Source organism: Catellatospora tritici (assembly GCF_019083965.1).
Lineage (GTDB): Bacteria > Actinomycetota > Actinomycetes > Mycobacteriales > Micromonosporaceae > Catellatospora > Catellatospora tritici.
The window spans coordinates 29,674-42,383 of sequence record NZ_JAHRCY010000014.1; the positions used below are offsets into that span (position 1 = coordinate 29,674).

Sequence of the window (12,710 nt, forward strand, 5' to 3'; positions counted from 1 at the left end):
CCGCATGAGCAGCCGCAAGGACCAGAACGCGGCGGCACGACTCGTACGCGAGCAGATCGCCGCCGAGAAGCGCCGCAAGCGCACCATGTACATCTCCATCGCCGCGGTGTCGGCGCTGGTCATCGCCGGTCTGATCGGCTGGGGCATCTACGCGTCCAACAAGAGCACCGGCTACACCGCACCGCGCAACACCAACAGCGCGGGCAGCGGCGTGGTCACCGGCTCGGGCCCGGTCACCGTCGACGAGTACGTCGACTTCCTGTGCCCGCACTGCAAGGCGTTCCACGACGACTACGCGGCCCAGGTCAACCAGCTCGCGACCGACGGCAAGATCACCCTGGTCACCCACCCGGTGGCCTACCTCGACGGGGCGTCGACCAACCGCTACTCGACCAGGTCGTCGGCGGCCGCCGGCTGCGCCGCCGACGAGGGCAAGTTCAGCGAGTACGCCGACGCGCTGTTCGCGGCCCAGCCCGCCGAGGGCACCGCCGGACCCAGCGACGACGACCTGATCGCGCTCGGCAAGAGCGTCGGCCTGGGCGACTCCTTCGCCCAGTGCGTCAAGGACAAGAAGTTCGTGAGCTGGACCGACCACGTCACCACCGAGGCGGGCAAGGCCGGTGTCAGCGGTACGCCTACCGTGCTGGTGAACGGCAAGCCGGTCCAGGCCACCGGCCCGGCCATCGCGGCGGCAGTCGCCGCGGCGTCCGGGACGGGACCCACCCCCACCGCGAGTTAGAGCAGGTCAGATGACACCCCTCCTGGTACGACGCGCGGGCGCGGTCCTCGGGACCGCGCTCGCGGCGCTCCTGGCCACCGCCACCCCCGCCTTCGCGCACGGCGCCGACGCGCCCGACGCCACCAACTTCCGCACCACCATCACGGTCAGCCCGGACCTGCCCGGCCTCGAAGTGATCAGCATCGAGGCGGGGGCGCGGCTGCAGCTGACCAACCACAGCGGCAAGCCGGTCGAGGTGCTGGGCTACCAGAACGAGCCCTACCTGGAGGTACGCCCCGACGGGGTGTACGAGAACATCCACTCCCCCGCCACCTGGCTCAACATCACCATCGCGCACGTCGACCCGCCCCCCACCGCCGACCCGACACTGCCGCCGGAGTGGCGCAAGGTCACCGACGACCCGGTCTACCGCTGGCACGACCAGCGCGTCATCTGGACAGAACCGACCGACCCGCCCGAGGTCCAGGCCGCGCCCGACCAGCCCCGCCGCATCCGCGACTGGACCGTGCCGATGCGCACCGAGGTCACCCCGCTGAACCTGTCCGGCACCCTCGACTATGTGCCGCCGCCGTCGCCGGTGACCTGGTGGGCCATCGCGGTCGCCGGTGCGGTGCTGGTGGCGCTGCTCGGCTTCATCCCGCGCCGCCCGCGCTGGGTCACCGTCACGCTCGCCGCGGCCGCGATCGCGGCAGGCGCCCTCGCCCTGGCGTACGCGGTCGGCCGCGAGATCGACGCCGGGAACACCAGCGTCGGCGCGATCCTCGGCCAGCTGTTCACGGTGCAGCTGTGGCCCGCCGTCAGCGCGATCGCGGCGCTGGCGGCCGGGATCTACTCGCTGACCCGCAAGGCCGCGGGCGACTTCGCGCTGGCCCTGGGCGGCGCGGCGGCGGGCCTGTTCGCGGGCATGGTCAACGCCGCCGTCTTCCACCGCTCGATCGCCCCGCTGCCCGAGCTGTCCGGCAAGCCCTCGGACGACCTGGCCCGCATCGTCATCGCGGCCGTGGTCGCCCTGGGCGTCGGCGTCGCCGCCGCGGGCATGCTCCGCCTCCGCGGCCTGACCCCCACCCCACCCACCCCCGTCCCCGCTCCCCCCACCCTCGCCGAGCAGTCGAAGTAAGGAAGGGCACCTTCTTATCGCTTTGCGTAGAGGAAGGTGCCCTTCTTAACTCCGGGGCCGTTGACGCCGGGGCCGTTGACGCCGGGACCATTGACGCCGGGGCCGCCGAGCGGGTCAGCGGGCGGTGGGGATGGCGAAGCCGTAGGGGAGTTCCAGGCGGTGGCGGGCGAGCAGGTCGTCGTCGGCGAGCAGGTCCCGGGTGGGGGCGTCGGCGACGATGCGGCCGCTGTCGAGGATCACCGAGCGCTCGCACAGCTGCAGCGCGTACGGCAGGTCGTGGGTGACCATCAGCACCGTCACGTCCAGCCCGAGGATGATCTCGGCCAGTTCCCGGCGCGCCTGCGGGTCGAGGTTCGACGACGGCTCGTCGAGCACCAGCAGGTCGGGGCGCATCGCCAGCACCGTGGCGACGGCGACGCGGCGGCGCTGCCCGAGCGACAGGTGGTGCGGGGCGCGCGACTTCATGTCGGCCATGCCCACGGCGGCCAGGGCCTCGTCCACCCGCGCGGCCAGTTCCGCGCCGCGCAGCCCGAGGTTGGCCGGGCCGAACGCCACGTCCTCGCCGACCGTGGGCAGGAACAGCTGGTCGTCGGGGTCCTGGAAGACGATGCCGACCCGACGCCGGATCTCGGCCAGCCCGGCCCGGTCGCGCGGATCGACGGCACGGTCCCCGACCCGCACCGCGCCCTGCGCCCCGATCGCGCCCGACCCGGGCAGGATGCCGTTGAGGTGCAGCACCAGGGTGGTCTTGCCCGCGCCGTTCGGGCCGAGCAGGGCGACCCGCTCGCCGGGCTCGACGCGCAGGTCGACGCCGTGCAGGGCCTGGTGGCCGTCAGGGTAGGCGTACTGGACGCCGTCGAGGTGCAGTGCGGCGGTGGTCATACGCCGATCCTTCCGAGCAGGAGCACCGCGGCGGCCGCCGCGGGCACGATCGCGCCGACCACCCACTGGCCCGCGGTGGCGGCGCTGCCCTCGTGCAGCGCGGCGGGCAGCCGCCCGGTGTAGCCGCGCGAGCGCATCGCCAGGTAGACCCGCTCACCGCGTTCGAAGGCGCGCAGGAACAGCGTGCCCAGGCCCGCGGCGAAGCCGCGCAGCTGCCACAGGAAGCGGGGGTCGTCCAGCCGCGAGATGCGGGCCAGCCGCATCCGCCGCGCCTCGTCGGCGAGCACGTCCAGGTAGCGCAGCATGAACAGGGCGATCTGCGTGATCGCCTGGGGGGTGCGCAGCCGGTCGAGCCCGACCAGCAGGTCGCGGGCGGGCGTGGTACCCGCCAGCAGCAGCGCGATCAGCACCCCGAGCGTGCCCTTGACCAGGATGTTCCAGCCGCCCCACAACCCTTCGACGGCCACCCTGAGCCCGAGCACGTCGGTGCGTGGGCCGGCGGCGAAGAACGGCAGCAGCAGCGCGGTCGCCACGAACGGCAGCTCGATCAGGCTGCGCCGCGCGAGCCATCCGGCGGGAACCCGGGCCAGCACGGCCAGGACTCCGATCATCACCGCGTACGCCGCGAAGGCGCCCAGCAACTCGCGGGGCGTCGCGACCACCACGATGGTGAACAGCACCGCCGCGGCGATCTTCACCTCAGGGGCGAGGTGATGCACGGCCGAGTGGCTGTGCACGTACATCGGGTGAGTGTGTCCGGCGCCCATCGTTCAGCCCTCCACGCCGACCCGCTCGGCCGGAGCCTGCGCCGTGGCCGCCGCGCGACGCCGACGGACCAGCCAGAACACGCCCAGGCCGATCGCGAAGGTGAGCACGACGCCGATCAGGCCCGCCAAGCCGGTCGACCCGTCGAGTCCCTTGATGCCGTAGTCGGCCAGGACCGAGCCGCCCAGCTCGTGGCCCCCGGCCCGCTGGGCGATGCAGCTGCCGCCGATGATCTCGCCGGCGTCGTTGACGGTGCAGCCTTCGAGCGTGGTCGCGTCGAGGCCGTCCGGGGAGCTGGAGGCCAGGTAGCTGACGCCACCGGCCAGCACCGCGGCCACGCCCAGGCCCGCGAGCACGAACCTGCGCGGGAACGTCCCGCGGACGGCCGCGTCGAGGCGCTGCCCGCGCAGCGCGTACACCAGGTCGGGGCGGACCTTGGCGACGGTGGTGACGGTGACCGTGGCGATCAGACCCTCGCCGATGCCGATCAGGACGTGCACCCCGGCCATGGTGGCCGAGATCTGCCCGTACCCGATGGTCAGCGGGACGTCGCCGCCGAGGAAGTACTGCAGCACGAAGCCCTGCGAGGCGAGGGCGACGCTGATGATCGAGGCGAGGAACACGGCCAGGCCCAGCCCGGCGGCGGTGCGCGGCAGCAGCTTCATCAGCGCGGTCAGCACCAGGAACCCGACGGCGGTGCCCAGCAGCGCCATGTTGGAGATGTTGAGGCCCAGCGCGCTGATGCCACCGTCGGCGAAGACCAGCGCCTGCACGATCAGCACCACGGACACACACAGCGCGCCGACCCACGGGCCGACCAGGGCGGCGGCCAGGGTGCCGCCGAGCAGGTGGCCGCTGACCCCGGGCAGCACCGGGAAGTTCAGCATCTGCACCGCGAAGATGAACGCCGCGACCAGCCCGGCCATCGGCGCGAGGCGGTCGTTGAGGTCGTGCCGGGCCTTGCCCAGGCAGTACGCGAGCAGCGCGACGGCGACCACGCCGTACGCCAGGGATACCGGTCCGTCGATGATGCCGTTGCTGATGTGCATCGCGAGATTCACTCGGCCAGCCTATGCCTTGTTGCAAAATACTTGCAATAAGAACAGCGCTCTCGAAGATGCTTCGTCCCCAGCTCCCCATTCGGATGGGTCAGGGCCGGGAAGATCGTTCGAGTTGCCGGGCAACCGGGCGTATCTTGCGAGGTCATCTGCCCGGTTGCCCGGCAACTCGCCAACGGTGGGCCCCGTCCCGGACCACCTGGGGGTGCGGCGCGGCGGGGCGGCGGGGCGGGGCGGGGCGAAGGGCTAGGGTGGCGAATGTGACGGAGAACGTTCGGCTCGCGCCCGGGGACACCGCCCCCGACTTCACCCTGCCCACCGCCGACGGCGGCACGCTCAGCCTGTCCGGCCTGCGCGGGAAGAAGGTCATCCTGTACGCGTACCCCGCGGCGATGACCCCCGGCTGCACCACCCAGGCCTGCGACTTCCGCGACTCGATCGCCTCGCTGACCGCGCACGGTTACGCGGTCGTCGGCATCTCCCCCGACGGCCCGGCCAAGCTCGCCAAGTTCGTCGAGCGCGACGCGCTGACGTTCCCGCTGGTCGGCGACGAGGACAAGGCCGTGCTGAAGGCGTACGGCGCCTACGGCGAGAAGAAGAACTACGGCAAGACCGTGCAGGGCGTCATCCGCTCCACCTTCGTCATCGACGAGAAGGGGCAGATCGAGCACGCCTTCTACAACGTGAAGGCCACCGGGCACGTCGCCAAGCTGCGCCGGGACCTGAAGTTGGACTGACCGCCGCGTGTCGCTGCCGACGCGCCGGACCTGGGTCAGCGCCGGGTCCGGCGATGGGCGACAATGCTTGCACTGGGGCCGTAGCCCAATTGGCAGAGGCACGCGGTTTAGGTCCGCGCCAGTGCGGGTTCGAGTCCCGCCGGCCCTACTCATATGGCATTCCATCGGAGATGCCTGGATTCGTACGATGCCCGCATCTCCCCGGTGATCGGCGGGAGCACGGCCACAGAAACCCTGGCCACGATGGCAGCCGAGGTCGGGCCCGTAGGTCGGTCGGCGAGCCTGGCGCCGGCGTTCCAGGATTCCGCGACAACACGCACCAAGGAATCCACGGGGCTTGTCTCCACGTTCCTGCGGCAGGTGGAGTTCAGCCAGCGCGGCCACCGCTACGCGGCCGCCACCGACGCGCCGCGTACCTATCTGGCGCGGCGATCCACCTCGGTGGCGCCCTACCTGCTCATGCCGGTGATCGGCGACCTCGGCGCGATCGGCACGACCTATCGTGAGCGCACCAGCGTGCTCCGCGACGTCATGAGCCTGGCCGGCACGGTCGGGGTGATCAACAGCGCGTTGCTGGCGCTCGGCATGGGCTCGCCGCCCGCGGCCTTTGATCCCGGATACAGATCGCCGTCGAGCGAGCGCGGCTGTGCGCTGTCGGATCCGATGCGGATCGGATCCGACAGCGCGCGGCATGGCTACTGGTGCAGAGTTCCCACCTGGATCGCGCTCAACTGCGAGTCCACGACACCGGCGAAGTCGGGCGTGTCTCCCTCCGCGAACCGGCAGGCCAGGCTGATCTCGGTGGTGGGGTCGGTGAGCACGGCACCCGCGGTCAGGGTGAACGGGGTGAAGTTATGCGGCAATTCCTGAATGTCGACCCGCATCTCCGTGAGCGGCCCGTCGCTGGTACGAAGGCTGCAGTTGACCTGCGCGTAGTTGTTTGTGCCGCCCGCTGCCCCCCGCGCTATGAGCAGATAGGAACCCGCGGGCAGGGTGACACTCACGACCTCCTCCAGTTGGCCGTCCGGCGGGAGGGTGGCGTTGCCGCTCGGCTCCGCGACCCATGCGTCGCCAGCACCCTTCGGTCCCGCAGGCCCTGAAGGCCCGGGCGGTCCCGAGGGCCCGGCCGGTCCCAAGGACCCGGATTGGCCGGCTGGCCCCGGCGGACCTTGCGGCCCGGTGGCACCTGCAGGACCGGCGGCACCTGCAGGACCGGCGACACCCGGTAGTCCCGGCAATCCAGGCACGCCGGGAAGCCCCGGCACTCCGGGCGGCCCAGGCGGACCCGGCGGGCCGGCCGGACCGCGCTCCTGCCAGCTCAACGGGTATTCGTGCTTGCCGCAGCCCTCCTTCTCGCGGACGATCCGCATGCTGCCGCGGCCGTCACCGGAACGGACGACGCACGACGAGACGTGGTCCTGTTCCTGCCCGCTGCCCGCGGCTGCCGCCGTGCCGATCAGCACCACCGCGACAGCGGCGCCTAATGCCCAGAACCAGCGGCCATACCGGCGACCGCCCGTGGTGGCTGTCAATGTGCGCCCCTTGTCCAAGCCCTTGCGACAATCGGCCTGCCCCGAATGCCGCGATCACGCCGTTATACGGCGATCATGCCGCTTCCGGGAACGTTTCTGCAGCATGCGGCCTGTGTGTCGAGCAAGATCGACGAACGCCGGACCTACCGAGTGCGTACGGTGTCGGCGCCGATGAACCCAGGGCTTCAACCGGCCGCCAGGCCCAGGCGGGGCAGCCAGACCTTCTTCGGCACGCACATCCGCCACGCCTCGGTGACCAGCTCGTACAGCTCCTGCTCGTCGATGACGGCCAAGCGCACCTGCACCCAGTGGAAGCGCAGGTCGGACTCGCGGGGCAGGAGGAACTTGTCCGGTTCGGCGGCGACGAGGTCGGCCCGCTCCTCCTTCGGGAAGCCGAACCCCATGATCGTCTCGTCGGGCGAGACCGAGGCGTAGACGATGCCCCGGACGCGGAACTTCACGTAGTCGCGGACCAGCGCCTCCTCGGTGCGCGGCAGCGTCCGCGTGATCGCCCGTACGTCCTCCAGCGTCACCATGCCCGAAACGCTAGCCCCGCCCACCGACACCCGCGCCGAGCGGAGTTAAGAAGGGCACCTTCTACATCGCAAAGCGATAAGAAGGTGCCCTTCCTTACCTCAGGTCACCCGAGAGCGGGGTCAGCAGGGGTCGAGGGGGTCGAGGGTGAAGTTGGCGGTGCGGACGATGCCCGCCTCGATCTTCAGCCGCGTGGCCTCCGGGATCCAGCCGTCCTTGGCGACGATGACCTCGTAGTTGCCCTTCGGCACCCAGTACGCGAAGGAGCCGTCGGCCCCGGCGCGCAGGGTCCAGCCGGTGTCCGGGAGGTCGAGCAGGTTCACCCGGACGATGGCGGGCACGCCCACCGGGCCGCCCGAGCAGGGCTGGCCGAGCACGGTGCCCTGGATCTTGCCCCAGCTCGGCGGCGGCGAGACGTTCATCTCGACGTCGACCCCGGACACCGGGTACGGCGTGTCCGAGCGCAGCGCGAGCTGGGCCTCGTACTTGCCGGGCTGCTGTACGCCCGCCTCGGGGGTCGCGGTCAGGGTGACCGTGATGGTGCGCGACTTGCCCGCGGCCAGGGTGAACGACGCCGGGTTCTCGCTCAGCCAGGTGATCTCGGTGGCCTCGTCGCACTGCCCGAGGTCGCCGAGGAACTCCGACTTCTTCGACCCGACGAACGAGGTCGGCGAACCGCCGATCTTGTACGCGCCGCAGGCGGCCCCGGCCCGGTACACCGCGTTGGCGGCGTTGGGCAGGGTGAGCCAGGCGTTGGCGGCCGGGTCGTAGGCGATGGTCTTGTTCGTCACCGTGGTGGAGCCGTCGGTGACGCCACCGGCCAGCACCAGCAGGCCCCCGGCGGAGGTGCCCGCCGAACCCCACAGGTCGAACGGCAGGTCCGCGATCGGCGACCAGCTGTTGCCCGCCGGGTCGTAGCCGAAGCCGTTGTCGAAGTCGGCGTCGCCACTGCCACCGGCGCAGTACACCTTGTCACCGATGCCGCCGCAGGACATCCACGCGACGCCCTGCGGGTAGGCCGCGCCCAGCGTGAACACGTTCGTCGCCGGGTCGAAGATGACCGTGTCGGTGGAGTCGGTGCAGCTGCTGTCGGTGCAGCCGCCCACCAGGATGATCTTGCCGTTGGCCGTGGCGATACCCGCCGCCGAGCGCGGCTTCGGGTTGATCACCCCGGACAACGTGCTCCACGTCCCGGCGATCGGGTCGAACACGTCGACGCTGGAGATCGGCGTGCCGCTGCTGTTCCAGCCACCCAGCACGTAGATCTTGCCACCGACGGCCGCCACCTGCGGCTTGGCCCGGCCGGTGGGCAGGTTCGGCAGAGCCGTCCACGCACCGGTCGTCGGGTCGTACCGGAAGGCCTTGTTCTCGTTGCCGGTGCCGCTACCGCCACCGACCGAGTAGATCTTGCCCTCCAGCGAGGCCGCCGCGTTGTCGAAGACGTCCACCGGGTAGTCGGCGATCGGAGCCCAGGCTCCGGCCACCGCCGGGGTCGAGGCCGGCGCCCGGTTGCCGGCCACGCCGGTCATCCCGCGCGAGGCCTTGCCGCCGGGCAGCTTCGTCTCCACCAGCGGGGCACCGGCCCGGCCGAGGATCTCGAACGCGCCGCCGCGCTCCAGCACCTGCACCGTCGCCGCGGCGGAGCCGGTGTTGGTGACGGTCAGCGTGGTCTTGCGGGTGCTGTTGTACGGCTGGAACGACTGCACGTCGGTCGGCGCGATGGTCAACCGCCCGGCCTTCAGCGCGAAGTCGGCCCGCTTGATCCCGTCGCCGACCACGGCCACGTTCTTGCTGAGCGTGGCGTACGGCGCCTTCGTCGCGGCGAACGGGTGCGTCCCGGTCACCGTGGAGAAGAGCCAGTAGAAGCCGTCGCCCAGCGCCGGGTCGTCCGGCGTCGCCGCCGAGGCCGCCCTGTCACCGGGCACGTCGGTGCTGGTGACGGTGACCCCGTTGAGCCCGGCGCCGGTGTTGGCGTCGGTGGTGATCCCGGCGACCAGGCCGCCAGGCACCGGCGAGCAGGTCCGGTTGACCACCTCGACGTTGTCGACCTCCCACCACCAGGCCCAGGTGCCCTTGTACCGGAACCGGATCTGGGCGGTGGCCGCACCCGCGAGTGAGGTCAGCGCGATCTGCTCGACCCGGGGGCCGCGCAGGTTGGTGGTGGTCTGGTGCCAGACGTTGGTCCACGTGGTGCCGTCGGTGGTGACGTCCACGTCGGCGATGCTGTTGGAGAACGCGCGGTAGTCGCTGTTGAACCGCAGGTACGGCGCGCCCGAGCCGGACAGGTCGACCACCGGGGTGATCAGGTCGGCGTCCTGCGTCTTGCCCTGGCCCAGGTTGTCGCTGTCCAGGATGGCGAAGCCGCCGGTGCCGCCGGTGAGGTTGCCGCGCGCCCCGGCGTCGTTGAACGACCAGTTGCCGTCCGCGGTGCGGGCGGCGGTGGTCCAGCCGGTCGGCAGGCTGCCGCCGCTGAAGTCCTGCGCCAGCAGCGGTGCGGTGAACGCCGAGGCGTAGCCCGCGGCGGTGCAGCCCGGGTCGACCCCGACCGCGATGTTCACGGTCTTGGCCGCCGCGGCCAGGACCACCGAGGTGGTCGCGGTGCGGTAGCCGGGGTACAGCGGGGCGGTGCTGAACTGGTAGGTGGCGTTGCCGGGCAGGTTGACGCTGTAGCGGCCGGTGAACGGGTCAGTGAAGACCGGCACGCCGGGGCCGCCCGCGACGTCGATGCGGGCGTACAGCGGATAGCCGTGGCCGGAGCCGTCGGTCACCTTGCCGCTGACGGTCACCATCGGCGCCGGGGTCAGCGCGAAGTTCTGCGTGACGGTGGCGTCCTCGGCGACGGTGACGGTCTGGGTCGACGCGTGGTAGCCGTACTTGCTCGCGGTGACCTCGTTGGCGCCCGCCGGGACGGTCAGCGAGAAGGAGCCGTCCGCCGCGGTGGTGACGGTGCGGCCGGTCACCGAGACGGTGGCACCGGACAGTACGGCGCTGGTCGCGGCGTCGGTCACGGTGCCGGTGACGGTGCCGTGCGGGCCGCGCGGGGCGGCCGTGACCGCCGCGTACGCGTCAAGCCGGCCCTCGCCGAAGTTGTTGTTGTCGTCGACGGTGCCGCCGCAGCCGAGCGAGTCGGTGTCGATGGCGGTGTCGTCCAGCAGCGCCTTGGTGGCGTCGATGTCGCCCTTGAGCGCCGGGGCGGCCGACCACAGCAGCGCGACGGTGCCCGCCACGTGCGGGGAGGCCATCGAGGTGCCGCTGAAGGAGTCGTATCCGCCGCCGGGGACGCTGGAGCGCACGTTCACGCCCGGGGCGGCGATGTTCGGCTTGATGCTGCCGTCCACCCCCGACGCGCCGCGGCTGCTGAAGCCCGCGATGACGTTGCTGCTGTTGTAGGCACCCGCGGAGTACGACTGCGGGTAGTCGCCGGGCGAGCCCGCGGTGCCGCAGTTCGGGCCCTCGTTGCCGTTGGAGAACATCGGGAAGATGCCCGCGGCGATCCAGGCGTCGACGGAGTCCTCGTACCACAGGTCACCGCCGCCACCGCCCCACGAGTTGTTGACGATGTCGGGGTGCAGGTCGGGACGCGGGTTGTTGCCGGCCCGGTCGGTCGGGGCGAGCACCCACTGCGCCGCCGCCAGCAGCGACGCGTCGGAGCAGGTGTTGACCTCGCAGCCCTTGGCCGCGATCCACTTCGCCCCGGGCGCCACGCCGATCACGTTGCCGGCGCCGTCGTCGCCGACCATGGTGCCCATGGTGTGGGTGCCGTGGTCGTTGTTGTCGCACGGCGTGCCACCCGTGCAGATGCCGGTCGGGTCGAACCAGTTGTAGTCGTGGTCGAACGAGCCGCCGACGTTGCCCCGGTACTTGCCGACCAGCGCCGGGTGGTCGAACTGCACACCGCTGTCGATGTTGGCCACGACGACGCCCTCACCGCGTACGCCGTACTCCGACCACACGCGCGGCGCCTGGATGTTGTCCAGGCCCCACTCGACCGCGTTGACGGTCGCCGGGTCGGTGCCCTGGATCGGCTGCACCAGCGGGTACGTCTTGGACGGGACGATGCTGGCCACGCTCGGCTGCGCCGCCAGCGCGTCGACGACCGACTGGTCGCCGGACACGTAAAGCGCGTTGGCGATCCAGAACGACTTGTAGCTCACCTTGCGCTCGTCCAGCAGCGCCCGCACGTCGTGCTGGCTGCTGGCCGCTGTCGCGGTGAGCGCGCCGTAGACGCGGGTGGCGCGCTCGGTCGAGCCGGGCGCGGTCGCCGCCGGGCTCAGGTCGGCTTTGGCGCGCAGGTACACCAGGAACCCGGTGGTCCCGCCGCCGGCCACCGCGGCGCGCACCGCCGCGCTGACCTCTGCCTTGGGTGCCGGTGCGGGTGCGGCCTGCGCCACCGCGGGCGCGCTGCTCGCGGCCAGTAGCAGTACCGATACGGCGGCCAGGCGTTGCGGCCACCGCGACCGGCTGTTACGCCGGTTGGCTTGCGACATCTCGTCCTCCCCTGGATGAGCGGCCCGCGACGGGGATGTCCCGCGCAGGCCATTGCATGCCATGCTTCGGTCAGCCAATGGCGGCTATCAATGGCCACGTGCGGGCAAGTCCCTGTCAGTACTCCGTCGATCCGGGCAGAATGCCGTCAGCGTCGCCCATCTGCCCGACGGAAAGTTGACTTGATCTATGCGAACGGGTTGTCTGTAGGCGTTTGAGCAACCACTGGGGAGGTTGCGGTGATCGCTGCCGATGTGCCGCTGGTTGTCTGCGTATCGTCCGATCTGGCGGTACGCGAGCGCTTGGTGCGCCGACTCGACTCCTGCGGCGCCGTACTCATCTGCGCCGACCTCGAAGAGCTGCGCGGCATCCTGTTTCCCGAACCGGCGGCCGTCGAGGCACCGCCCACCCCGGCGGTCACCGCCGTGCACGCGGAGCGGGTGCAGCTGGGCAGCCTGGTCATCGAGGCGGGCGGGCACCGGGTGAGCTGGCAGGGCGCGCCACTGTCGCTGACCCGGCTGGAACGGCGACTGCTCGGCTGCCTGGCCGGTCCGCCGTCGACCGTGTGGACCTACCAGCGACTGTTCCAGGCCGTATGGGGCGGCGCCTACCTGGGCGACACGTCCATCCTGCACTCGGCGGTGAAGCGGCTGCGGGTCAAGCTCGCCGTGGCCGAGGGCGAGTTGGCCGTCGAGACGGTCCGCGGCGTCGGTTACCGCCTGGTCGCCACCGACGCCACGCGCCGGAACTGAGCCGCCACGCCGCCTACGCGCCTTAACCTGTGGCGTACAGACGAGCGGCGCCCCCTCCGCCCATTCGATCGTGGTCTTATCTATTGACATATGTGACGGTGACCCGAAG

10 protein-coding genes, 1 tRNA gene and 1 pseudogene are annotated in these 12,710 nt (G+C 71.4%); 6 read left to right on the plus strand and 6 right to left on the minus strand.

Features of this window, described 5'->3' with window-relative positions; all coding sequences use genetic code 11:
- Positions 1-4 precede the first annotated feature (4 nt).
- A complete protein-coding gene (locus KUA19_RS27900; RefSeq protein ID WP_217400717.1) occupies positions 5-739 on the plus strand; it encodes a thioredoxin domain-containing protein in 735 nt (244 codons plus the stop codon).
- Between the two features lie 10 nt (positions 740-749).
- Positions 750-1,856 (plus strand): hypothetical protein, encoded by a 1,107-nt coding sequence (locus tag KUA19_RS27905; protein ID WP_217400718.1) that lies wholly within the window; start codon positions 750-752, stop codon positions 1,854-1,856.
- Positions 1,857-1,970: 114 nt separating this feature from the next.
- On the opposite strand, the gene KUA19_RS27910 is transcribed toward KUA19_RS27905, so the two are convergent.
- The 4 genes and pseudogenes from KUA19_RS27910 to KUA19_RS27925 form a co-directional block, all read right to left on the minus strand.
- Positions 1,971-2,738 (minus strand): energy-coupling factor ABC transporter ATP-binding protein, encoded by a 768-nt coding sequence (locus KUA19_RS27910; RefSeq protein WP_217400719.1) that lies wholly within the window; start codon positions 2,736-2,738, stop codon positions 1,971-1,973.
- Positions 2,735-3,505 carry a cobalt ECF transporter T component CbiQ gene (gene cbiQ / locus KUA19_RS27915; protein ID WP_217400720.1) on the minus strand — a complete coding sequence of 257 codons (771 nt, stop codon included), beginning with the start codon at positions 3,503-3,505 and terminating at the stop codon, positions 2,735-2,737. Before cbiQ ends, KUA19_RS27910 begins: the two co-directional genes overlap by 4 nt.
- A gap of 3 nt (positions 3,506-3,508) precedes the next feature.
- Positions 3,509-3,922: a PDGLE domain-containing protein gene (locus KUA19_RS27920; RefSeq protein ID WP_308167692.1), complete on the minus strand. Its 414-nt coding sequence runs from the start codon at positions 3,920-3,922 to the stop codon at positions 3,509-3,511.
- Positions 3,902-4,552: pseudogene (locus tag KUA19_RS27925) on the minus strand (energy-coupling factor ABC transporter permease); the annotation flags it as partial. The pseudogene KUA19_RS27925 and the gene KUA19_RS27920, both read right to left, overlap by 21 nt.
- Positions 4,553-4,821: 269 nt before the next feature.
- Between KUA19_RS27925 and bcp the strand changes: the two are divergent.
- The 3 genes from bcp to KUA19_RS27940 all read left to right on the plus strand — a co-directional run bounded on the left by bcp (position 4,822) and on the right by KUA19_RS27940 (position 6,168).
- Positions 4,822-5,298 (plus strand): thioredoxin-dependent thiol peroxidase, encoded by a 477-nt coding sequence (gene bcp / locus KUA19_RS27930; protein ID WP_217400721.1) that lies wholly within the window; start codon positions 4,822-4,824, stop codon positions 5,296-5,298.
- A gap of 74 nt (positions 5,299-5,372) precedes the next feature.
- Positions 5,373-5,446: transfer RNA gene (locus KUA19_RS27935), tRNA-Leu, on the plus strand.
- A gap of 95 nt (positions 5,447-5,541) precedes the next feature.
- Positions 5,542-6,168, plus strand: coding sequence for a hypothetical protein (locus tag KUA19_RS27940; RefSeq protein WP_217400722.1), 627 nt, complete (start codon positions 5,542-5,544; stop codon positions 6,166-6,168).
- 847 nt (positions 6,169-7,015) lie between these two features.
- On the opposite strand, the gene KUA19_RS27945 is transcribed toward KUA19_RS27940, so the two are convergent.
- Complete coding sequence (locus KUA19_RS27945) at positions 7,016-7,366, minus strand: MmcQ/YjbR family DNA-binding protein (RefSeq protein ID WP_217400724.1); 351 nt, start codon at positions 7,364-7,366, stop codon at positions 7,016-7,018.
- 120 nt (positions 7,367-7,486) lie between these two features.
- A complete protein-coding gene (locus KUA19_RS27950) occupies positions 7,487-11,851 on the minus strand; it encodes a S8 family serine peptidase (protein ID WP_217400726.1) in 4,365 nt (1,454 codons plus the stop codon).
- A gap of 282 nt (positions 11,852-12,133) precedes the next feature.
- On the opposite strand from KUA19_RS27950, the gene KUA19_RS27955 reads away from it, so the two are divergent.
- Positions 12,134-12,601, plus strand: a complete 468-nt coding sequence (locus KUA19_RS27955) for a winged helix-turn-helix domain-containing protein (RefSeq protein WP_217400779.1) — start codon at positions 12,134-12,136, stop codon at positions 12,599-12,601.
- Positions 12,602-12,710 lie beyond the last annotated feature (109 nt).